The organism is Pseudomonas sp. NPDC090208 (genome assembly GCF_044746785.1).
GTDB lineage: Bacteria > Pseudomonadota > Gammaproteobacteria > Pseudomonadales > Pseudomonadaceae > Aquipseudomonas.
Window position 1 is genome coordinate 1 of the sequence record NZ_JBIVCU010000008.1, and the last position, 23,290, is coordinate 23,290.

Below are 23,290 nucleotides of genomic sequence, written 5' to 3' on the forward strand. Positions count from 1 at the left end.
GGGCCCGCCGCGAATGGGCCATCCATGGCCCACGCGGCTCTCGCGGCATCCATGCCGCTCGGCCCACTGCGCATCGCCTGCGTTCGGCCTTCTGGAACGGGGCCCCAGATCAAGATCAAAATCCAAAGCCAGATCAAAAGCCGGCGAAACACAAAACCCTTGTGGGAGCGGGCTTGGTCTGGGCCGCATTCGGACGAAGGCGTCCTTGGAATCGCCACCGCCGACAAGCCGGACTGCTACAGGGTGGTGTGTGCCATCTGCTTTTGATTCTGGCCGCAGGCCGTGGGAGGGATCCGAGCTTGCGAGGGTCGCGAAGGCGGAGTGTCAGACAGATTGTCTTCGCGACCCTCGTGACCTCGGATCCCTCCCACAGGATTATGTGTTTTTCCAGCAAATTGCGCCGGTTTGCCCAGATCTACCAAACACCACCTTACCCGTGGGAGGGAGCTCTGCTCGCGATGGCGGCGTGTCAGGCAATGATGTATTGGCAGGACGGACGTCATCGCGGGCAAGCGCGCTCCTACGGCAAGCCGGACTGCTACAGGTCAGTGCATACCATCTGCTTTTGACTCTGGCCGCAGGCGGTCTGCCTGGCGCCGCCACATTTTTGATCTGACGAAGATCCACTGTGGGAGCGAATTCATTCGCGATGTCCGTACAGTCGACACGAATCCTTCGTCAGGAACACCGCATCGCGAATAAATTCGCTCCCACCATTTTTGTGGTTTCCGGCGAATCTCGACATGCCGTCAAACCCTGTAGCGTCAGCGCTCTTCAACCCAACTCGCCCCCGGCCATTGCCCGCTGTTGACCAGTTGCCGCGCTACATCGGTGATCACTACCCGCGCAGCGAGCGCAGCCGGGGTGAGTTCGTCGTCGGCCAGGGTTGCCAGCAGGTTGCGTCGGCCGACGTGGCTGTCGGCGATCTGTACCAGTGACAGACCCGACTCGCCTTTCAGTGCCGCCGCCGCGCCGGGCTGGATGGTGGCGGCGTGGCCGGCGCGTACGGCGTTCATCAACACGGCCAGGCCGTCGACTTCCATGATGATGTTCGGCACCACTCCGGCGCGTTCGAAGGCGGTCATCAGGGTTGAACGCAAACCGTGCTGCAGGCTGGGCGCCACCAGTGGCAGGTGGCCGAGGTCGGCCAGGTACACACTGTCGCCTTGCGGCGCATCGGGCAGTGACGGTGAGGCGATGACGAACAGTTTTTCGTCCAGCAGTGGCGTCACGCTCCAGCGCTTGCCGCCCTCCAGTTGAAACAGGATCGCCAGATCGATCTGCCGTGCGTTCAGTTGCGTCGCCAGATGGCCCGACAGCATTTCCACCAGATGCAGTTGAATGTCCGGGTAGCGTTCACGCATGGCATTGATCAGCGGCAGGGCCAGCACGGTCGCGGTGGTTGGCGGCAGGCCGACGCTGACGTAGCCGCTCATGCGCCCGCGATGGGCGGCGAGCACGGCGTTGTCGGCCTGGCGCAGGGTCAGTTGTGCGTGGTGCAGGAAGGCCAGGCCAGCGCTGGTCGCGGTGACGCCGGTGCTGGTGCGGTTGAGCAGGCGCGTGCTCAGTTCGCTTTCAAGCTTGCCGATCTGCTGGCTCAGGGCCGAGACGCCGACGTCCAGTTCCAGCGCCGCGCGGCCCAGGCTGCCGAGTTCGACGATCTTCACGAAATAACGCAGTTGCCGCAGTTCCAAGACGCACGCTCCCCGGGGTTGGACAAGGCGGCGCCGGTGCCGCGCGGGGCAGTGTACACGCTGTTCCGGCGCGGCGATGGCTCAGCCGATCGGCTTGTGCGCCGGCTTACAGGGCGCCCAGTTGCTTCATCAGGGTCAGGTTGTCTTCGATGTGCCAGTTGGCGGCGATGCGGCCATTTTCGATGCGATAGATATCGGTGGCGATGAAGTCCACGGTCTGGCCCTTGCCCTGCAGTTTGTCGAAATGCCCGGTGAAGTGACCACGGAAATGCAGATGAGTGATGACCCGGTCGCCGGCGATGATCATCTGTTCGACTTCGCAACTGAGGTCCGGCACGGCGGTACGGAAGCCTTTGGACGCCAGTAACGGGCCTTCGGGGCCCTGCACGCGGCCGGGTGGTGGCGTCATGTCGACGAAGTTCGGCGCCAGCGCCGCCTTGGCCAGTGCTTCTTCGCCGGTGTTCCAGAAGGTGTCGTAACGGCGTGCGGCGAGCTCGGCGGCCTGGCGCTGTTCGACGCTGAGGCTGCTGTCGACGGTCAGGCTTTTCGGTACGACCAGGTGTTCGTCGGCGGCCCAGGCTGAAACCGGCAGAACCACGGCCAGGGCGAGGGCGGCGTTGCGCAGGGTGCGATACAGAAGGGTCATGGCAAGTGTCTCCGGGGTCAGTGGCCAAGGGGTGGAGAAAGCATGCGCGTATTGTTCTTCAAGAAAAATGGCCTGGAACGGGATGCACTTTTCAAAGATTTTTGAAAATGACCGACGCCGCGCACCAAAACGGTCGGGCTGAACGCCGGAATGCTGCAAACGGTGCGTTTTTGAAGTGGCGCCGCCCGGCACGGCACGGGTTGCGCCGGGACAAGTGATGGCACTGTGCTTGCAACGCTTTGGGCACTTAAGCGAAGGAGCTGCCGAATGTTTTCACTGCGCGCCAACAAACAGCGGGTTCTCGACGACGATGCGTTGAATCTGCTGTTCGACGATCTGGACCTGACCGTGCAACTGTCGGCGCATTCGCCGCTGAATGCGCGGTTGAATGGCTTCAGCCAGACCCTGCATCGACGCCTGGGCGACAGTCTGACCGCATCGGTGGACATCGCCGCCCATGCACCTGAACTGGCGCGCATCGCCCGCGCCACCGAGCAGAGCGGGCAGATGCTGGCCCAGGCGTCGGAGCTGATCGCCAGCGCCAGCGAACAGGTCAGTACCTCGCTGGACACCGAACTGGTGCCCGGCGCGGCCGAGGTCGCCAAGCTGTCCAGCGAAGTCACCCTGACCCTGCGTCAGTGCCAGCAGACCGGCGAGCAGGTGCTGGCTCAGGTCGACGCCATCGGCACCAGCGAGCAGAAGCTGGAAGAGGTGATCAGTCAGTTGTTCGGCCAGCTGGAGGAGGTCAGCCAGGTGTTGGGCGTGATTGCCAGCATCTCCCAGCAGACCAACCTGCTGGCGCTCAACGCTGCGATCGAGGCGGCGCGGGCCGGTGAACACGGGCGCGGTTTCGCTGTGGTCGCCGACGAGGTGCGCAGGCTGGCCGGGCACACCACCGAATCCACGGGGCGGGTCAGTCAGATCATCGAGCGTTTTCGCGCCGACATGGATCAGTTGGGCGCGGCGGGCAAGACCATGCACGCGGCGGTGGCCGACGGTCGTGCGGGCATGACGCGCATGGGCGAAGACCTGCTTGGCACGCAGGCGGCGATGGACCAACTGGATCAACGCGTCGGCCATATCGCCTCGGGCACCGAACACATCGGCATCGCCGTACATCAGATCAACCGTGACGTGCAGAACATCGCCGGAGTGGCCGCCGAGCTGCTCGGCAATGCCAGCCAGGTGTTGACCCACAGCGAGGCGGTGCGCAGCAGCGGTGATCATCTGCTCGACGGCTTGGGGGCGTTTCGTCTGCAGATGCACAAGACCATTCAGGCCAGTGTCGAGCAACTGGCCGGCGAAGCGGCGATGCAGGGCGATATCGGCGGCGTCGAACGTTTCATGGCCGAGGTGTTGCAGCGCGATCAGCGTTTCGAGCTGTTCTACATGGTCGACCGCAACGGCACGCAGATCAGTGAAAACGTCGGGTTGGGCAATGATGGCAAGGGCGCCAGCTGCAAGGGCCGTAACTGGTCACAGCGGCCGTGGTTCCGCGAGGTCGCCGAGCAGTTGGCGAGCCACATCACCCCGGTGTACCGCTCGACCGCTACCGACGCGTTCTGCATCACCGTGTCGGTGCCGATCTTCGCCGCCAACGGGCAATTGCACCGGGTGCTGGCGGCGGATGTGCGGTTGTCGGCGTTGATGTAAACAAGGTTGAAAAACCTGTTGGCGTTTGCCAGGTCTGATCCGCATTCGGACGATGGCGTTCAGTCAGTCGATATCAAGGTGCCTGGGCGGGCACAATCGCGAGCAAGCTCACTCCTACAAAGATTGCGTCTGACGCAGATCGTGGATAGCGGCGCCGAAACATTGTAGGAGTGAGCTTGCTCGCGATGACGTCCCCGGAATCGCCACCGCCGGCAAGCCGGACTGCTACAGAGTCTTCGTCAGCAAGCCGGCTCCCACGCCCTTCGGGCAGAAGCGGCTGGTGCCGCGTTCCATAGCCTTGTAAGAGCCGGCTTGCTGGCGAAGGCGTCCATCCGGGCAGCGCAGGACGTTCAGTTCTGCTCTTCTTTCTGCAACTCGAACAACAGCAGCGAACGCGGCGAGACGGTGTATTCGCTGTCGAAGGCGAAGGTTTCCTTGCCCTTGATGTCCGGCTGGTTGGTGTCGATCAGGCAGGTCCATTGCACGCCTTCCGGGACTTCCGGCAGGGTGAAGTTGACGCCTTCGTGGTGGGCGTTGACCACCAGCAGCAGGGTCGCTTCCGAGCCGCGACGGCGGATACCGGTTTCCTGAGCACGGCCGTCCATCAGCATGCCCAGGCAACGGGCGTTGCGGTCGTGCCATTGCTCGATGGTCATTTCCTCGCCGCTGGGTGACAGCCAGGTGACATCCTTGACCCCCAGCTCCTCGTTGTAATCGCCGACCAGAAAACGTCCGCGCCGCAGGATCGGATAGGCCAGGCGCAGTTTGATCAGGCGCTTGACGAATTTGTGCAGCGATTTGCCGTCTTCATCCCAGTCCCAGTTGACCCAGCCAATCTCGCTGTCCTGACAGTAGGCGTTGTTGTTGCCGTGCTGGGTACGGGCGAATTCGTCGCCGGCCACCACCATCGGCGTGCCTTGGGAAAACAGCAGCGTGGCGAAGAAATTGCGCATCTGCCGCAGACGCAGCGCGTTGATGTCCGGGTCGCCGGTCGGGCCCTCGACGCCGTGGTTCCAGGAGCGGTTGTCGTTGCTGCCGTCCTGGTTGTTTTCGTCGTTGTCCTCGTTGTGCTTGTCGTTGTACGACACCAGATCGTGCAGGGTGAAGCCGTCGTGGGCGGTGACGAAGTTGACCGACGCATAAGGCCGGCGACCGCGCTGGTTGAACATGTTGCCCGAGGCGGTCAGGCGGCTGGCGAGGTCGGCGAGCTGGCCCTCGTCACCTTTCCAGAAGGCGCGTACGGTGTCGCGGAATTTGTCGTTCCACTCGGCCCAGCCCGGCGCGAAACGGCCGACCTGATAGCCGCCAGGGCCGCAGTCCCAGGGCTCGGCGATGAGCTTGACCTGACGCAGTACCGGGTCCTGTCGGCAGGCGACGAGGAAGCTGTGACGCTCGTCGAAGCCGTCGTGATAGCGGCCCAGAATCGTCGCCAGGTCGAAGCGGAAGCCGTCGACGTGCATCTCGGTGGCCCAGTAGCGCAGCGAGTCGGTGACCATCTGCAGCACGCACGGGTGGCTCAGGTCGAGGGTGTTGCCGGTGCCGGAATCGTTGATGTAGAAGCGCTTGTCGTCGGGCATCAGGCGGTAGTAGGAGGCGTTGTCGATACCGCGCATGGACAGGGTCGGGCCCAGCTCGTTGCCCTCGGCGGTGTGGTTGTAGACCACGTCGAGAATCACCTCAAGGCCGGCATGGTGCATGTGCGCGACCATTTCCTTGAACTCGGCGATCTTGCCGTGGGCCAGGTAGCGCGGGTCGGGGGCGAAGAAGGCGATGCTGTTGTAGCCCCAGTAGTTGGTCATGCCTTTTTGCAGCAAATGCTGGTCATTGACGAAACCGTGGATCGGCAGCAGTTCCACTGACGACACGCCGAGGCTGCGGATGTGCTGGATCACTTCATCGACCATCAGCCCGGAGAACGTGCCCTTGAGTTCGTCGGGCACCGCCGGATGGCGCATGGTGAAGCCGCGGGTGTGGGTTTCGTAGAGGATGGTCTTTTCCCACGGCACCCCGACACGCTGGTCGCGGCCCCAGGTGTAGGCCGGGTCAATGACCTTGCTCTTGGGCACGAACGGCGCGCTGTCGCGCTCGTCGAAACTGAGGTCGCCGTCGGGGTGGCCGATGGTGTAGCCGAACAGCGCTTCGGACCACTTCAGCTTGCCCACCAGTTGCTTGGCGTAGGGGTCGATCAGCAGCTTGTTGTGGTTGAAGCGATGACCGTTTTTCGGGTCGTACGGGCCATACACGCGATAGCCATAAATCAGTCCGGGATGGGCGTCGGGCAGGTAGCCGTGGAAGATTTCGTCGGTGTATTCCGGCAGTTCGATGCGTTCCAGTTCCTGCTCGCCGCTGGCGTCGAACAGGCACAGTTCGACCTTGGTGGCGTTGGCCGAGAAAATCGCGAAGTTCACCCCCAGGCCGTCCCAGTTGGCGCCCAGCGGGAAGGGCAGGCCTTCGCGGATGCGCGAGGCGCTGACTTCCGGGGTATAGGCCTTGCCGGACTCAGTCTGCGGGGCGGTTTTCTTGTCTTGCTTGCTCATGGGGATTCCTGACGTTCGGTGATTTCCTGAGGACAGAACACAGCCTGTGTCGCAGCAAAGCTGCGCCATCGATGAGAACAGGCGGGTAAATGGCCCCAGGGGTGCTGACGGCGGTCAGGCAGCCCCTGTGGCAGGTTGAGGCCTTATCAAGTGACCACAGTCACTCAGGGCGCAATCGGCTTGGCCGCCGGTGGTTTTTTGCTGGACGGCTTGGCAGCAGGCTTGGCCGGTTTGGCCGTCGCAGGTTCTGCAGCGCTGGCCGCGACTTTCGGCTTGGCCGCCGGTTTTGCCGCAGGTTTGGCGGCCGGCTTGTCAGCCGGTTTTGCTGCGGCTTTCGGTTTGGCCGGCGCCTTGGCTTCGGCCTTGCCTTCTACCTTGGGCAACTTGGGTTTTGCAGCTTTGCGCGCAGCGGATTTGTCCGGGGCCAGGGCCTCGGCTTCAGCCAGTTTGCGGGCCATCTCCCAGTGGCGCGCATCATGACCATGGGGTTTGCCCTCCGTTTCCCAGATCTGGTGGGCCAGCTCGCTGATTCGTTTCTCGTCGGCACTCATCTCGACACTCCCGGGTATTACAAGGTTTGAAGAAGCAGGTTGACAGACAATTCCTTGAGCGCTGCGCTGAGCAACATTTCCTTGTTGGTTGTGACTGTAGCCTGCGAAAAAAGTCCCTTCCAATTTGGATCTGAATCAGCGAACGGCAGGATGATGCGTGTATCGCCCCAATGTGCTGCATTGATGAATGGAGTTTGCGCGGTGCCCAATAGTTCAGCCGGCAAACGTGGAACCACGACAATAGCCCGCTGATCCTCCCTGGCCCGGGCAAATGCCATGACATGTCCGGCGTGTTCGCCCACCACTTCAAGCGGTTGGTAGCGTCCATCACTGAACAGTTCGGTGTGTCGAGCGCGCAGGGCGAGCACTTGCGCGATCAACGCTTGTTTGATTCGACCGTCTTGCCACTGGGCAAGCAATTCGGCGAGCGGTGCGGCCGCGCTCAACGCCTGCTGCCGGGCGGGGTAATCCACCGGACGACGGTTGTCCGGATCCACCAGGCTGAAGTCCCAGAATTCGGTGCCCTGATACAGATCAGGCACACCGGGCACGGTCATTCGCAGCAAAGTTTGCGCCAGACTGTTGAGCGCGCCGGCGGGGGCAATGCGATGCGCGGTGGCACCGATCGACTGACGCAGGGCGAGGGCGTCCGGGCTCAACAACAGTTGCTGCAGAAATTCCCGGGAGGCGCTTTCGTAGGCTTGGTTCGGCGCGCTCCAGCTGCTCTGCAACTTGGCTTCGCGCAGGGCCTTTTCCTGCCATTGCACCAGGCGTGCGGCATAGGCTTCGAAGGCGGCGTCGCCCTCCAGCCCCAGCGGCCAGCTGCCGAGCATGGCCTGGTACAGCATCAATTCGTCGCCGGGGCTGATGGCGGTGTCGCCGCGCTTCAGCGGCGCCGACAGTTGCAGCCAGCGCTCGACCTGCTCGGCGTACCAGCCGGCCTGTTCGCTGAGGACCGCCAGACGTGCGCGAGTGTCTTCGCCGCGCTTGTGATCGTGGGTCGCGGTGGTCAGCAGATTGTCCGGAAAACGTGCCTCACGTTCGATGCACGCCTGATGAAAATCGGCCAGCGGTGCACTGAAATGTTGCGGATGAAAGCCTACGTCGTTGCGCGACAGCAGCACCGCCGAGCGATAGAACGAGGTGTCTTCCACGGACTTGGCCGCCACCGGCGAGGTCAGTTGCTGGAAGCGGTTGCAGGCCTTGCGCCGCATCTCGCGCAGCGGGCCGTGGGGATAGTCGCGCAGGCTTTCACCGCCGAGCCAGGTCTGCAGGTAATCGAGCACCGGCCAGTCGCCTTCGCCGAGCATGTCGCGGGCGCCGGCCATGGCCTGCTGAAAGAAACGCTCGTCCTCGGCCGAGCGGCCGCAGGCGGTGATGTAGGTGCGGTACACCGGGAAATTCGCCACCAGCGCCAGCAGCGCACGGCGGATGGCGCCGAGGGTCAGGTCGCGGCTCATGACGTCGCTGCGCGCCACTTGCAGCAAGGCCTGGGCAAGGTTCTCAAAGTCGCCGGCGAGGGTGCCGTGCAGCACCAGATCACGGGCTTCGCGCACCTCCTGTTCAAAGTCGGCGGTGCGCCCGCTGATGCGGCTCCACAACTCACCGAGCACGGCTTCGCCCCGTGGGTCGTGTTGCAGCAGCGACACCTGATTCATGAATTCATAGCCGGTGGTGCCGTCGACCTGCCAGTCACTGCGCAACGGCTCGTCGGCACCGAGGATCTTCTCGACGAAGATTGGCAGGTGCTGCAATTCGGTACCGGTCGGGCGCAGTTTGAGCAGGCGGTCGACCCGGCGCCGCAGCTTGCGGCAATAGCCGCGCGGGTCGGCCAGACCGTCGATATGGTCGATGCGCAGACCGTCCACCAGGCCGTCGGCGATCAGCTGGAAAATCTTGGCGTGGGTGGCTTCGAACACCTGCGAGCGCTCGACTTTCAGCCCGCCCAGTTCGTTGATGTCGAAGAAGCGCCGCCAGTTGATGTCATCACCGGCGGTGCGCCAACTGGCGAGGCGATAGTCCTGCTGTTCGAGCAATTGATGCAGGCGATTGAAGCCGTCGGGCTGGCGTGAATCGAACTGTTTCAGGCCTTTTTCGATGGCCGCGAGCAGGCCGGGATCAGCCTTGAGCAGCGCCAGCAGATCGGCCTTGGCCTGCACCGCCTGCTCATAGGCCTGAGGCTGGTAATCCAGCTGACCGAAGCGCTGGGCCAGCTCGTCAAGCTCGGGCCGTTGCGCAGCCTTGAGCAGCGGCGCCCAGTTGCCGGGGTTGATCGGGAAGCGGTGCTGATAGTGTTCGACGTAAAAGCTGCAGGCCTGATTGTCGAAGCGCAGGGTCACGTCGCCGTTCTGCAGCACCGTGCCGTAATCGGTGCTGAGGAACGGCAGCAGCAACTGGCCCTTGAGCAACGTGTCGGGGGAATTCCACTGGATGTCGAAGAACTTCGCATAGGGGCTGCGTCGACCCCATTCCAGCAGGTCCAGCCACCACGGGTTGTCATCGCCGCCGACCGCCATGTGGTTGGAGACGATGTCCAGAATCAGGCCCATGCCGTGCTCGCGCAGCACCGCTACCAGCCGTTTCAAAGCCGGCTCGCCGCCAAGCTCGGGGTTGATCACGCGTGGGTCGACCACGTCGTAACCGTGCATCGAGCCGGCGCGGGCCTTGAGCAGTGGCGAAGCATAAATATGGCTGACGCCGAGGCGGGCAAAGTAGGGCACCAACGCCGCTGCGTCGTCGAGGGTGAAGTCCTTGTGGAACTGCAGACGCTGAGTCGCGCGCAGGGGCTGAAGCGCTCGACTCATTGATCACGCTCCGCAGCCTGTCGCCGCGCCAGGGCCAGAATCTGCATGCGCCGCACGGCATTGGCATCGTCCAGCAGTGCCGCGCTGTCGCCCGGCAGACGCCGTCGCCAATTGGGGTGGCTGTCGATGGTGCCGGGCAGGTTGGCCTGTTCTTCGATGCCCAGCGCATCTTCAATGGGCAGCAGCACCAGCGGCGCACGGGTATGGCCGAGGTAGCGCACGCTGCCGTCGAGGATGTCGCTGGCGTTGCTGTCATGCATGCCGTAGTTGTCGCGCAGCGCGGCACGCAGGCCCTGACGTTCGCGTTCGCGGCCCTCGCGCCAGTGCCGCTCGCCGTCCGCGTCGATGTGCCCGAGGCGCTTGTTCCATTCGATGTCCAGCTCGCTGAGCCAGCCGGTCAGAGTCGGCAAGTCGTGGGTGCTGGTGGTCGCCAGTGCGTCGTCGGACCATTTGATGATCGGCTTGAAGTGCGCGTTGTCCTGTTCGAACAGCAGCACGCGCATGCCGAGAATCTGCCGTGCCGAGAGCTTGTCGTGCAGGCCGTCGGGCACGGTGCCGAGGTCTTCGCCGAGCACCACGGCCTTGTGCCGCCACGACTCCAGACACAGCAGGCGCAGCATGTCGTCCAGCGGGTAATTGAGGTACGCGCCTTCGCTCGGCGGCGAACCCAGCGGCACCACCCACAGCCGTTGCAGGCCCATCACGTGGTCGATGCGCAGGCCGCCGGCGCAGGCAAAGTTGGCCCGCAGCATTTCGATGAAGGCACGGAAACCGTTGCGTTTGAGCCCGGTGGGCGAGAACGCCGAGATGCCCCAGCTTTGCCCGGAACGGTTGAGGATGTCCGGTGGCGCACCCACGGTCAGCGCCGAGAGCAGTTCGTCCTGGCGGCTCCAGGCCTGGCTGCCGGCACCGTCGGCACCCACCGCCAGGTCGCCGATCAGGCCGACACTCATGCCGCTGCTGCGCGCGGCGCTCTGTGCCCGTTGCAGACCCCGGGCGATCAACCACTGGGCGAACGCATGGAAGCCGATCTGCTCGCTGTGGCGGGTGGCGAATTCGCTGATGGTCGGACTGCGCGGGTCTTTATAAGTGTCGGGCCATTCGTGCCAGTTGCCGCTGATGCCCAGGCTGTCGCACTGATCGCGCAGGGCCTCGAAGCGGCAATGGTTTTCCAGCGCTTCGCCTGCGGCATGGCGGAAGCTGTTGAAGTCTTCCTGCAACGGATGATCGCTGCCGATGAAGCTGGCGTACAGGGTGCGCAACAGCGTCCACTTGGCCGCCGCCGCGGCGGGCCAGTCGATCAACGGCAGGCTTTCGAGACGCTTGAGTTCATCGCCCAGACCGGTCTGCTCGATGGCCGCACGCACCGCGCGTTCACCAAGGATCACCCCCGGCGCGGCGTACAGCGCGTTGAGAAACAGGCGGCTGGAGGGCGAGTAGGGGCTGTAGCGCTGCGGGTCGCTGGCAAACATCGCGTGGACCGGGCTGATGGCGACCGCCGCCGCGCCGTGTTCACCAGCGCTGCGCACGAAGCTTTCCAGGGCCTGGGTGTCACCGAAACCGCCGTCGCCGTCACGGCGCAGGTAATACAGCTGCAAAGTGAGGCCCCAACTGCGCGGGGTGCTGACATCGGCGGCCATGGCCAGGCTGAAACAGGTTTTCGGCGCCACCGCGATGGTCAGGTGCTGACCGTCGATGGCCAGTTGCTGATAGCCGACCGTCGCCAGTGCGGGCAGCTCGGCGTTGGCGGTGAGGCGGGCGTCGAGGCGCGAACCGTCCTCCAGTTCCAGCACGAAGGGCGTTTCCGGCTTGAACCAGGCCGACAGGTCGAGGTTGCTGCCGTGGTCGACGGTCAGCAGCGGTGGCGGTGTGGTCGACTGACTCAGCGCTTGCAGGCGCTTGAGGCCGGCCGCGATCTGTTTCTCGTTTTCGGCAGGGAAACCCAGGCTGTCGAGGACCCGGCGCAGGACCTTGGGGCTGACCCGTTGCGGTCTGGCGTTGGCGTCTTTCCAGTCGACCGACAGCCCGGCTTCGACCGCCAGCCGTTCCAGTTGCTCATTGCTCATCCTGTTCCTCCACATCGCTCGATATCAGGCTGACAATGGCCGTGTAGGGATTGAGGTTGCCGTGTCTTGAAAGTTCGGCCGATTTTGCCGTGCTTTCGTGAACAACCTGCTGCACGTGGTATTCGTCGACGCGCACGTGATGGGCACTCAGGTTCAGGTCGATGCGCAGGGTGCTGCCATCGCCCAGTTGCCAGCGCGCGGTGACCGCCTTGTCGGCCAGCACTTCAGCGCCGAGCGCCTTCGCTCCCGGCAGACGCGGAGTAATGTGTGCGTGGCGCAGACGCAACAGTTCGCGGTACAGCGCCAGCCAGCTGCGGTGGTCCTGGCCTTTGTCGGTTTCCAGCAGCAGGGCGTCGAAGGCGGGGCGCGAAGCGTCGAAGGTGCTCAAGGCATTCGGGTCGGGGATGCGCTCGCGCTGCTCGGGATCGGCAAACGCGGCGAAGTCGGCGAACTCGCCACGACGACCTTCGCGCACGGCGTCGGCCAGTTCGTCGTGGAAGTCGGTAAAGAACAGAAACGGTTCGCTGGCGCCCCATTCATCGCCCATGAACAGCAACGGAATCATCGGCGACAACAGCAGCAGGGCGGTGGCGGCGCGCAACGCCTGAGGCGGGCACAGCTGCACCAACCGTTCGCCGAGGGCACGATTGCCGATCTGGTCGTGGTTTTGCAGAAACAGCACGAAGGCGCTGGGCGGCAGGTGAGCGCTGGGTTCGCCACGGGCATGCCCATGGCGGGTGGCTTCGCCCTGATAGACGAAGCCCTCGCTCAACAGACGGGCCAGCTTGTGGGTTGGCTGCTCGGCGAAGTCGGTGTAGTAGGCGTCGGTTTCCCCGGTCAGCAGCACATGCAGGGTGTTGTGGCCGTCGTCGTTCCATTGCGCGTCGAAACCCTGCTGCATGCGCCGGGCTTCATTGAACTCGTTTTCCAGCATCAGCCAGACGTGGCGATCAGGCGCGATCTCTTGACGCACGCGCTGGGCCAGTTCGTGCAGAAAGGTCGGGTCGTCGATGGCGTGTACCGCATCGAAGCGCAGGCCGTCGAAGCGATAATCCAGCAGCCACATCAGCGCGTTGTCGACGAAAAAATCCCGCACTTCCGGACGGCGAAAATCAATGGCATCGCCCCACGGGGTCTTTTTGTCCTCGCGGAAAAACTGCTTGGCGTAGACCCCGAGATAGTTGCCGTCCGGGCCGAAATGGTTGTAGACCACGTCGAGAATCACCGCCAGACCCAGGCCGTGGGCGGTGTCGATCAAGTGCTTGAGCTGTTCCGGCGTACCATAGGACGACTGCGGCGCGTAGGGCAATACGCCGTCGTAGCCCCAGTTGCGCTCGCCGGGAAACTGGGCGATGGGCATCAGCTCGATGGCGGTGATGCCGGTGTCGACCAGATGTTGCAGGCGCTGCTCGACGGCGGTGAAACCACCGAGCGCACCGACGTGCAATTCGTAGATGACCGCTTCATGCCATGGCCGGCCGCGCCAGGCGTCGTGGCGCCAGGTGTGGGCGGTCGGGTCGACGACCAGGCTGAAGCCGTGCACCTCACTGACCTGAGCCCGGGAAGCCGGGTCAGGTACGTGCAGGTTGTCATCGATGATGTAGCGGTAGCGTGTGCCTGCCGCGCAGCGTGTGTCGAGCACGAACCAGCCATCATCCTGTGGCAGGAGGGCCAGTGACGGCCCGTTCTCTAGCTCGACGCTGACGTACCAGGCGTCCGGTGCCCAGAGGGCAAACCGGGTGTGTTCGGGATCCAGCAAGACGGCACCGTGGCGCCAGCTCTCATCCGTGCGCGAAGGCATCCGTTACCCCTTTCTCGGTTCATGAATCAGTACTGCAGCGCGGCGCCCGCGTTCTTTTTCAACAGCTCCTGATAAAGGTCGGCGTAAGGCTCGACGGCTTTGTGCCAGTCGAACGGTGCGGCCATGGCCCGGCAGCGCATGGCATTGAGCAGCGGCGGATTGGCGAAGACCTTGAATGCACGGGTCAGCGCGTCGGCGTAGCTCTCGACGGTGGATTCATCGAACAGGAAGCCGGTGCAGCCGTCTTCGATGGTGTCGGCCAGACCGCCAGTGCGGCGGGCTACCGGCAATGAACCGAAACGCTGGGCGTACATCTGGCTCAGTCCGCAAGGCTCGTAACGCGACGGCATCAGCAGGAAGTCGCTGCCGGCGAACATGCGCCGCGCATCGGTTTCGTTGAAACCGACCCGCACGCTGATCTGACCCGGGAAGCGCGCCGCCAGCGCACGCATGGCGTCTTCTTCCTCGGGTTCGCCGCGACCGATGATCGCGATCTGGCCGCCGTTCTCGACGATCATCTCGGCGACACCGATGGTCAGGTCCAGACCCTTCTGATAAACCAACCGCGACACCACGGCGAACAGCGGCCCGGTGGACGGCTCCAGTTCGAACAGTTCGCGCACGTGATCGGCGTTGATCTCTTTGCGGGTCCACTCGTTGGGGGCGAACCGGCAGATCAGGTGATCGTCGGTGGCCGCGTCCCAGCTTTCGTCGATGCCGTTGGGAATGCCGCTGAGTTGGCCCTTGTCGGCCTTGCTCTGCAGGAAGCCTTCCAGGCCACAGCCGAAGTCAGAGGTGGTGATTTCTTTGGCGTAGGTGGCGCTCACCGTGGTGATGTGGCTGGCGTAGGCCATGCCGGCCTTGATGAACGACAGACGCCCGTAGAATTCCATGCCGTCCGGGCCCAGCGCTTCATCGGGAATGCCCAGTTCGCGGCTCGACGCGGTACTGACGAAGCCCTGATAGGCGAGGTTGTGAATGGTGAAAATGGACGGCGTCGTCTGACCGCGCCATTTCATGTACGCCGGGGCCAGGCCGGCCGGCCAGTCGTGGGCGTGCACGAGTTCGGGGCACCACTGGGTCTTCACGGCACCGGCAGCAAAATCGGCCGCCGCCAGTCCCAGGCGGGCGAAGCGGATGTGGTTGTCCGACCAGTCGCGGCCATGGTTGTCGCCATAAGGCGTACCTTCGCGCTCGTACAGCTCGGGGCAGATCAGCACATAGATGACCAGCCCGTCCTTCATGTCCATACGGCCGATCTTGCAGGGTGGCAGGGCCGCGTGGCCGCTCAGTTCACTGATGATGTAGATCGGGTTTCCGCTATTGATGACCTGTGGGTAGCCGGGAATCAGCACGCGTACATCGTGCAGGTGGCGCATGGCGCGCGGCAGTGCAGCAGACACATCGCCCAGGCCGCCGGTTTTCACCAGATCGGCCATTTCCGAAGTGACGAACAGGATTTTCTTCCGGTTCGCCGTCGACATGCCTGGTTGTACAGGGGGCAGTTGCAGCAGAGGAACGCTCGTCGTTGCGAAGACCGGCAGATGGGTCAGCTCGCTGGCCGGCTGGTTAAAACTCTCTCCCTTCTGGGTTTTGACAGCGGCACTAATCATCGTTTTCTCCCATTCGATTCGCAGTGTTGGTAACGCAGATAACGCACTTGAGTTGTTATGGGCCATGTCCTATGGCCGGGCACACAAGACCTACGCAAAATCGATACCCATTTACCGACTGCACAGGGAAGGACAGGGTGAAAGCAGCCTCTGAACGGACTTCGTCCAACAGCATAGGCGCTCTATTGTGCTGACCGGGTGCGTTTGTAGAAGTTTCGAATTTTTTTCTAGGAAATGTCTGGCATGCGGGATGGCGGCACGCTGTAGGAAAACTTTCATAACGCTACATGATCCTTATGACCGTCCGATGCGCCTTTCTGGCGCACACCCTTGTGCAACATGCGATTCGACTGCCGCTGGTCGGATTGTTCGACAATCAAACCAGAGCTTTATGAAGGTAGCTTGAATCGCAAAATTTTCTAAGACCATTTGGTCAGAAAGTGAGCGTCTTCGCCTTTTCTCGGTGCAGGAGGGCACGAAAGCTGTGCATCTAAGGAAATTACCTACATCTGTATGGGGATGTTTCGGTGCGTGACACGGTACAATTGCCGCCACGCGGCGTACCGGATCAACGGCCGGTCGCCTGTTTGTCTTTCAGTTGTAGAGGATGTCAATGCAAGCCCCTGAGGTTCTGGTACTGCAAGCCAGCTATAGCAACCCCGTTCATGCTGAGGCCATCGGTTTCCTGCTCAACCAGTACGCCGAAGACGTCATGGGTGGCGGCGAATCGCTGTCGCTGGATACGCGTTCGCAACTGGCCCTGGAACTGGCCAAGCGGCCCCATGCCTTCAGTGTGCTGGCGTTCATCGCCGGCGAGCCGGTGGGACTGGTCAATTGCTTCGAGGGCTTTTCCACCTTTGCCTGCCGCCCGCTGGTCAATGTCCATGACGTGGTGGTCACCGCTGCGTGCCGTGGTCAGGGCATCAGCCAGAAGATGCTGACCAAGGTCGAGGAAATCGCCCGTCAGCGCGGCTGCTGCAAGATCACGCTGGAAGTGCTGGAAGGCAACACCGTCGCCCAGGGCGCCTACCGCAAGCTGGGTTACGCCGGTTACGAGCTGGACCCGCAGATGGGCCGGGCGATGTTCTGGCAGAAGGCGTTGTAAGGGTTCAGCGATCTGTAGGAGCCGGCTTGCTGGCGAATGCGGGGTGTCTGCACGGGTTGCATTGGCTGACACGGCGGGTTCGCCAGCAAGCCGGCTCCTACAGGGTGAGATTCGATATGGCTGTTGCCCCGGCAACACCTTTCAAAACATTTGTAACAGTTCCGTCCTGTAAGAATCTTCCGTGAGCAAGATAGGATCGCCTCCCGTATTGATTTCAGGACCTTCATGCCTCTCTCACTGGAACCTCCCAGTTGCCGACCCCATGCCGTGAGCGCGGGTCGCGTTCTCACTGATCTATTCTTCTCCTCGCCGACACTTGCCTGTCTCGATTCATCCCATGATGCGTCGGGCGTTGCCATGCCTGTCGTCTTCGCTTCGCTGAAAAGGAAACACTGATCCTATGGAATGGCTTGCGGATCCCACGGCCTGGCTTGGCCTGCTGACGCTCATCGTTCTGGAACTGGTGCTGGGCATCGACAACCTGGTGTTCATCGCCATCCTCGCCGACAAATTGCCGCCCGAGCAGCGCGACCGCGCGAGGGTGCTCGGTCTGTCGCTGGCGCTGATCATGCGCCTGGGCCTGCTGGCGAGCATCTCGTGGATGGTCACCCTGACCGAGCCGCTGTTCGAGGTGTTCGGCAAGAGCTTCTCTGGTCGTGACCTGATCATGCTGTTCGGCGGTATCTTCCTGCTGTTCAAGGCGACCATGGAGTTGCATGAGCGGCTGGAAGGGCATGTTGCCCAGCGTTCCGGCAGCACCAGCTATGCACTGTTCTGGCCCATCGTGGCGCAGATCGTCGTGCTCGATGCGGTGTTCTCGCTGGATGCGGTGATCACGGCGGTGGGCATGGTCGATGAACTGTCGGTGATGATGATCGCGGTGATCTTCTCCATCGCCATCATGATCATCGCCAGCAAGCCGCTGACGTCCTTCGTCAACGCGCACCCGACGGTGATCATGTTGTGTCTGGGCTTCCTGATGATGATCGGCTTCAGCCTGACCGCCGACGGCCTGGGTTTCCATATCCCCAAAGGCTACCTGTACGCGGCCATCGGCTTCTCGATCCTGATCGAGATCTTCAACCAGATCGCCCGTTCCCGGCGCAAGCGCAGCCTCAAGGGCAACCTGCCGCGTCGTGAACGCTTGGCCCACGCCGTGCTGCGCCTGATGGGCGGGCGCAAGCCCGGTGCCGAAGAGGTCGGTGAAGAAATCGCCGACATGCTCGACGGCGATGCCGAGGAAGTGGTGTTCGACCGCCGCGAGCGGGTGATGATCAGTGGTGTGCTGCAACTGGCACAGCGCCCGATTCGCGCCGTGATGACCGTGCGTAACGATGTCGACCTGATCGATCTGGACGACGATGCGGAAAGCATTCGTCAGCGTCTGATGAATTCGTCCTACTCGCGGATGCCGCTGATCCGTGGCGGCCGCGTCGACGAGCCGTTGGGTTTCGTGCATAAAAAGGAAATGCTCACAGCACTGTTGGCCGGCGTTCAGCCGAATCTGGAGCACCTGGTGCGGCCGACGGTGAACCTGCTGGAAAGCTTTTCGATCCTCAATGCGCTGGAGCAGATGCGTGCACAGTCCACGCATATCGCCTTCGTGGTCAATGAGTTCGGCGATTTTGCCGGCGTGCTGACCATGACCGACATTCTTGAATCCATCGCCGGTGAGTTGCCCGATGCCAGCGAGATCGACGGCCCGGATCTGGTGGAGGAAGGGGACGGTGTGCTGGTCAATGCGACCATGAATCTCAGCCACCTGCGCGAACGGATCGGCTTCAAGGCGGCCGCCACCGACGATTATCAGACCCTGGCCGGGCTGGTCATGAGCCTGCTGGACCGTTTGCCGGTGATCGGCGACGAGTTGCAGTGGGAAGGCTGGCGCCTGCAGGTGGTACAGGTGCAGGAGCGGCGGGTGACCCGGGTGTTGTTGCGCAGGGTTTAGCGATCTGACGAGTTTGCTAACGCAGCCCTGTTTTGCCCCCAGCACGTTCCGCGAACCCTGTAGGAGCTGGCTTGCCCTGCGAGCGGCGACGAAGTAGTCGTAAATCCTGTGCATGCGGTGTGTCTGATGGATTGCTGATCTGCTAACGCAGCCCTGTTTCGCCTGACGGCGAGTTACTTGGAGAAGTCCCAAGTAACCAAGGGCTTCTTTCCCCGCCATACGGCACCTCGCTAATGCTCGGCATACCCTCACTTCGGCAATGCTCCGTGGGCACGCCGCGAATGGGCCATCCATGGCCCACGCGGCTCTCGCGACATCCTGTCGCTCAACCCACTGCGCATCGCCTGCATTCGGCCTTCTGGGACGGGGCCCCAAGATCAAAAGCTGAAAAGCAAAAGCCAAGAGAGCGCATTCCCTGTGGGAGCGGGCTCGCCCGCGAAGGCGTCCTCAAGATCGCCACCGCCGGCAAGCCGGACTGCTACGGATGTGTGGACGCCAAACAAGGTTGAGGTCACTACAGATCATTGTGGGAGGGAGCTCTGCTCGCGATGACGGTCGGTCAGGTGACACAGCATTGTCTGAAATGACGCTTTCGCGAGCAGGGCTCCCTCCCACGGATTATCGTGTTTGTGGGATCTTGGCATGGCAATACAACCGGGATGATCACTGCCTGTCTGTAGGAGCTGGCTTGCCCTGCGACCGGCGAGGCACTCGTCGTAAAAACGGTGAACGCGGTGTGTCAGAAATGCATAGGCGTCAGGGTTTACGACTGCTACGCAGCCGCTCGCAGGGCAAGCCAGCTCCTACAGGAGATTGTGTTCGGCCAGCCAGATCGGACGTTAGTCCGCCTCGGCGCGGGCTTTGATCCGGCTTTTGATCTGGCTTTTGATCTTGGGGCCCCGTTTCAGAAGGCCGAACGCAGGCGATGTGGAGTGGGTTGAGCGGCATGGATGCCGCGAGAGCCGCGTGGGCCATGGATGGCCCATTCGCGGCGTGCCCACGGAGCATTGCCGGAGTGAGGGCACATCGAGCCTAGGCGAGATGCCGTATGGCGGGGAAAGAAGCCCTTGGTTACTTGGGGCTTTTCCAAGTAACTCGCCGCCAGGCGAAACCAAGCTGCGTTAGCAGCTACAGCGCAAGACCAGACACACCGAGTGCGCAGGTTTTACGACGACTGCGGTCGGACGCGACCCCGGCGCGCTCGCAGGGCAAGCCAGCTCCTACAAGTGCAGCGCAGAACTACCCGTAGCCGTCCGACTTCTCGGTTGTCATAAAAAAAGCCTGCATTACGCAGGCCTTCTTTATTTACCGCTTACCGCGATCGATCGCTTACTTGTTGGCCACTTTCGGCACTGCCGGAGCATCGTTGGCGGTCTTTTCCATGGTGGCGAAATCGCTCAAGCCTTTCTGGGCGTACGGATCGCCGATCAAGCGTGGGCGCGCCTTGAAGTCGAGGCTGACCAGACTCTTGGTGGTGTCCAGCTCGTCGAAACTCAGCCCGGCCAGCTGTGCCCAGGTGTGGATCAGGTTGGAACTGGAGTAGGCACGGTTGTGAATGCTGTCGAAATTCCAGTTGTGGGTTTCGCGCCATTTCGGCGAGGCATAGGCGATGAACGGCACCGTGTACATCGGAATCGTCGGCTTGGCCTCGTTACGTCCCAGCACGTCATGGGTCGGCGAGTCGTAGACGTCTTCACCGTGATCGGAGAGGTAGAGCAGGAAGCCGTTCGGGTCGGCCTTGCTGTAGGTCTTGATCAGGCTGGACACCACGAAATCGTTGTACAGCACGGCGTTGTCGTAGCTGTTGTACAGCTCCAGCTTGCTGTCATCGATACCGGCCGGCACACCGTCATGATTGGTGAATTTCTCGAAGCTTGGCGGGTAACGATACTGGTAGCTCATGTGCGTACCCAGCAGGTGTACCACGATCAGCTTGCGCGGTGCTGCATCGTTCAGCGCCTTGGCGAACGGCTCGATCACGTCGCCGTCGTACTGACGGGCGTTCTGGTTGCGGTTGTTGTTCAGGTACACCTGCTCGTCCGCCTGCTCGGAGAAGGTGGTGAGCATGGTGTTGCGCTTGGTCATCGTCTGTTGGTTGGTGATCCAGAAGGTCTTGTAACCCGCCTGTTTCATCACGCTGACCAGCGACGGCGTCTTCAGGTACAGGTCCGGGTTCTCTTCGTCGGCGAAGGTCAGGACCTGCTGCAGCGCTTCAATGGTGTAAGGACGCGGAGTGATCACGTTGTTGAACACTTCCAGCTGGTCCTTCATGGCGTCCAGGTTCGGCGTGGTTTCCCGTGGATAGCCATATAGATGCATGCGACCGCGGTTGGTCGACTCGCCGATCACCAGCACCAGCGTGGTCGGCAGGTTGGCCTGCTGGTCCTGCAGGTTCTTCAGCGGGGGAATGTTGCTGCTGCTGGTGAGCATGTCCTGCATGGTGTCCAGCTGCTGGGTATAGCGATGGTAGGCCACCAGCATCTGCCATGGCACGGCCGGCTCGATACGCGATTCAAAGGCTTCGATGCCCGCAGCCATGCCTTCATGACGAGACATCTGCTTGGCCAGCGGGTAACCGATGATGCCCAGCACCAGAGCGAACGCGGTGATCCAGGCGCGGCTGCGCGGCATGTACACCGGGCGCAGGCGGGTCCAGAGGAAAATGGCGAAAGCGGTATGGGCGATGAAGGCCAGCACGATCCACCAGGCAAAGTACTGGGTCATGTACTCGCCGGCTTCAGAGATGTTCGACTCGAACATGATGAAGATGACGCTCTGGGAGAACTCCTGCTGATAAATGAAGAAGTAACCCAGACTGGCCATCGAACAGGCCCACAGCACGACGCCGATCACTGCGGCCATCAGTCGGGTCTTTTTCGGAAACAGCAGCATTGGCGCCAGCCACAGGCCGCTCATGACGAACGCCTGACGGAAACCGGCGAAACCGGACGTGTCGGTCAGCTGGATCAGCAGTTGGGTAATGCCAGAGAAATACCAGAAAAATACGAACAGCCAGACCAGACCGGCCCAGTCGAAACCTTTCGGAGCTGTGGTGCTCCGTTGTGTAGTTGCCATCAGGCACTCCCGCTATGGATCTTTCGGGCGGCCTGAACGGTCGCCACATCTTGCCTGTAGCGACTGACAGCCGACAGACGTTTCACAGAGGGGCGACAGTATGGTGATGAACAGGTGAAAAAAATGTGAGTGCGGTGTCAGAAGTGCATGGAGAAGCGCAAAAAAGTGATTTTGCAAGCAAGCGGAACGTTGCCGGATGTGTCAGGTCCGAGCCATGACAGCCGCGAACAGAAACCGAGGGGAATATGGCGAGTCACGAGGGGGAGTGCATCGTGCGGGCAAGCCAGCGAATCGGGCTTGCCGCGCGGAGAGAAACAACCGGTGAAGATCAGGCCTGCAGGGCAGTGCCTGGGGCTGCGAGCTGGCTGTGTTGCAGCAGCATGCTCAGCTGGGCGACCTTTTTCAGCAGTTGTTCGCGTTCTTCCTTGAGCTGGCGCAGCTCGTCGCGACGGACGGTAACGTAGAGAGTCTGTGGAGCGCTTGCCGGTAGTACAGTGCCCATTGCTCACCTCGCAAATGGCGGGATTCAACCTGGAAGATTCAAGCAGTGAGACTGTCGCCACCCGACTTGTCCGTGCTCCTCTCTTCATCGGCGCGGATTCTGAATTCTTTTGTCTGAAAAGTGAACTTTTTTATTTTTGATTGTCGCTAAGGTGCGCGCTATGCGACAGACGGCATCTTAGAGCGGTTTTCTCACCTCACAGATGAAACATTTTTCACCGGGAAACCATCGTTTGTTCTTCCGGACTAACCCTGAAAGCGGCGCTGGGCTATAAAATGACCCACCTGTTTACGAATTAAGGAGCACCTCTACATGCAACTCGGGATTGTCGGACTAGGCCGCATGGGCGGCAACATCGCACGTCGACTGATGCTCAATGGCCACACCACTGTGGTCTACGACCGCGATGAGCAGTCTCGCACCGTGCTCGCCAACGAGGGTTCGACGCCAGCCAAGGACCTTGCGTCCCTGGTGGCTGCACTGGAAAAACCGCGTGCCGTCTGGGTCATGCTGCCGGCTGGCGCACCGACCGAAGACACCATCAACGCACTGGTTGAACTGCTGGAGCCGGACGATGTGATCATCGACGGCGGCAACACCTATTACAAGGACGACATCCGTCGTTCGGTATCTCTGCGTGAAAAAGGCCTGCACTACGTCGACGTCGGCACTTCCGGCGGCGTCTGGGGCCTGGAGCGCGGTTACTGCATGATGATCGGCGGTGAAACCGAGGTCGTCGATCGTCTGGACCCGCTGTTCGCCACCCTGGCGCCGGGCATCGGCAACATCCCGCGCACCAAGGACCGCGCCAAGGACGCCGACCCGCGTGCCGAACAGGGATACATTCACGCCGGCCCGCCAGGTTCGGGGCACTTCGTGAAGATGATCCACAACGGCATCGAGTACGGCATGATGCAGGCCTTCGCCGAAGGCTTCGACATCCTCAAGACCAAGAACTCGGACAGCCTGCCGGCCGACCAGCGTTTCGACCTGAACCTGGGCGACATCGCCGAAGTCTGGCGTCGTGGCAGCGTGGTATCGTCCTGGCTGCTGGACCTGACCGCCGACGCGCTGGCGACCGACCCGCAACTCAATGCCTATTCCGGCTCGGTTGCCGACAGCGGCGAAGGTCGCTGGACCATCGAGGCCGCCATCGAGCAGGCCGTGCCGGTCCCTGTGTTGTCCAGTTCGCTGTTCGCACGCTTCCGCTCCCGTCAACAAAGCACCTATGGCGACAAGATGCTGTCGGCCATGCGCTTCGGGTTTGGTGGTCACAAGGAACCTAAATAAGGAAG

The 23,290-nt window shown here is 62.1% G+C and carries 15 protein-coding genes and 1 pseudogene; 6 read left to right on the forward strand and 10 right to left on the reverse strand.

Annotation, left to right across the window (positions count from 1 at the left end; genetic code table 11):
- Positions 1 to 267 (forward strand): hypothetical protein (locus ACIPL0_RS14785; protein ID WP_400598161.1); only part of this gene is annotated, 267 nt, incomplete at its 5' end.
- Between the two features lie 497 nt (positions 268 to 764).
- On the opposite strand, the gene ACIPL0_RS14790 is transcribed toward ACIPL0_RS14785, so the two are convergent.
- A complete protein-coding gene (locus tag ACIPL0_RS14790) occupies positions 765 to 1,694 on the reverse strand; it encodes a LysR substrate-binding domain-containing protein (RefSeq protein ID WP_400598163.1) in 930 nt (309 codons plus the stop codon).
- Between the two features lie 106 nt (positions 1,695 to 1,800).
- Positions 1,801 to 2,340 (reverse strand): ester cyclase, encoded by a 540-nt coding sequence (locus ACIPL0_RS14795; protein WP_400598165.1) that lies wholly within the window; start codon positions 2,338 to 2,340, stop codon positions 1,801 to 1,803.
- Positions 2,341 to 2,847: 507 nt separating this feature from the next.
- On the opposite strand from ACIPL0_RS14795, the pseudogene ACIPL0_RS14800 reads away from it, so the two are divergent.
- Both ACIPL0_RS14800 and ACIPL0_RS14805 read left to right on the forward strand, forming a co-directional pair.
- Positions 2,848 to 3,435: pseudogene (locus ACIPL0_RS14800) on the forward strand (methyl-accepting chemotaxis protein); the annotation flags it as partial.
- Positions 3,436 to 3,729: 294 nt separating this feature from the next.
- Entirely contained in the window at positions 3,730 to 3,993 is a 264-nt protein-coding gene (locus ACIPL0_RS14805; protein WP_400598470.1) for a PDC sensor domain-containing protein, read from the forward strand.
- Positions 3,994 to 4,343: 350 nt separating this feature from the next.
- Here ACIPL0_RS14805 and glgX read toward each other — a convergent pair whose 3' ends face one another.
- From glgX to glgA, 6 genes are all read right to left on the reverse strand, one after another.
- On the reverse strand, positions 4,344 to 6,530 hold the full coding sequence (glgX, locus tag ACIPL0_RS14810) for a glycogen debranching protein GlgX (RefSeq protein WP_400598167.1): 2,187 nt from the start codon (positions 6,528 to 6,530) through the stop codon (positions 4,344 to 4,346).
- A 164-nt stretch (positions 6,531 to 6,694) separates the two neighbouring features.
- Positions 6,695 to 7,081 carry a DUF2934 domain-containing protein gene (locus ACIPL0_RS14815; RefSeq protein WP_400598168.1) on the reverse strand — a complete coding sequence of 129 codons (387 nt, stop codon included), beginning with the start codon at positions 7,079 to 7,081 and terminating at the stop codon, positions 6,695 to 6,697.
- A gap of 17 nt (positions 7,082 to 7,098) precedes the next feature.
- A complete protein-coding gene (locus ACIPL0_RS14820; RefSeq protein WP_400598170.1) occupies positions 7,099 to 9,885 on the reverse strand; it encodes a malto-oligosyltrehalose synthase in 2,787 nt (928 codons plus the stop codon).
- Positions 9,882 to 11,951 (reverse strand): 4-alpha-glucanotransferase, encoded by a 2,070-nt coding sequence (gene malQ, locus ACIPL0_RS14825; RefSeq protein WP_400598172.1) that lies wholly within the window; start codon positions 11,949 to 11,951, stop codon positions 9,882 to 9,884. The genes ACIPL0_RS14820 and malQ overlap by 4 nt, the downstream gene beginning before the upstream one ends.
- Positions 11,941 to 13,752, reverse strand: a complete 1,812-nt coding sequence (gene treZ, locus ACIPL0_RS14830) for a malto-oligosyltrehalose trehalohydrolase (RefSeq protein ID WP_400598174.1) — start codon at positions 13,750 to 13,752, stop codon at positions 11,941 to 11,943. Before treZ ends, malQ begins: the two co-directional genes overlap by 11 nt.
- Before the next feature lie 26 nt (positions 13,753 to 13,778).
- Positions 13,779 to 15,365, reverse strand: a complete 1,587-nt coding sequence (gene glgA / locus ACIPL0_RS14835) for a glycogen synthase GlgA (RefSeq protein ID WP_400598176.1) — start codon at positions 15,363 to 15,365, stop codon at positions 13,779 to 13,781.
- 613 nt (positions 15,366 to 15,978) lie between these two features.
- Here glgA and ACIPL0_RS14840 point away from each other — a divergent pair.
- Both ACIPL0_RS14840 and ACIPL0_RS14845 read left to right on the forward strand, forming a co-directional pair.
- Complete coding sequence (locus ACIPL0_RS14840; protein WP_400598178.1) at positions 15,979 to 16,470, forward strand: GNAT family N-acetyltransferase; 492 nt, start codon at positions 15,979 to 15,981, stop codon at positions 16,468 to 16,470.
- A 400-nt stretch (positions 16,471 to 16,870) separates the two neighbouring features.
- Entirely contained in the window at positions 16,871 to 18,418 is a 1,548-nt protein-coding gene (locus ACIPL0_RS14845; protein WP_400598179.1) for a transporter associated domain-containing protein, read from the forward strand.
- Between the two features lie 1,329 nt (positions 18,419 to 19,747).
- Here the strand turns inward: ACIPL0_RS14845 and ACIPL0_RS14850 are convergent.
- Together ACIPL0_RS14850 and ACIPL0_RS14855 are read right to left on the reverse strand one after the other, a co-directional pair.
- The gene (locus tag ACIPL0_RS14850) at positions 19,748 to 21,493 is read right to left on the reverse strand and encodes a phosphoethanolamine transferase CptA (RefSeq protein ID WP_400598182.1); all 1,746 of its coding nucleotides are present in this window, start codon (positions 21,491 to 21,493) and stop codon (positions 19,748 to 19,750) included.
- 328 nt (positions 21,494 to 21,821) lie between these two features.
- Entirely contained in the window at positions 21,822 to 21,995 is a 174-nt protein-coding gene (locus ACIPL0_RS14855) for a DUF6026 family protein (protein ID WP_400598183.1), read from the reverse strand.
- A 312-nt stretch (positions 21,996 to 22,307) separates the two neighbouring features.
- Between ACIPL0_RS14855 and gnd the strand changes: the two genes are divergently transcribed.
- On the forward strand, positions 22,308 to 23,285 hold the full coding sequence (gnd, locus tag ACIPL0_RS14860; protein ID WP_400598185.1) for a phosphogluconate dehydrogenase (NAD(+)-dependent, decarboxylating): 978 nt from the start codon (positions 22,308 to 22,310) through the stop codon (positions 23,283 to 23,285).
- Positions 23,286 to 23,290 lie beyond the last annotated feature (5 nt).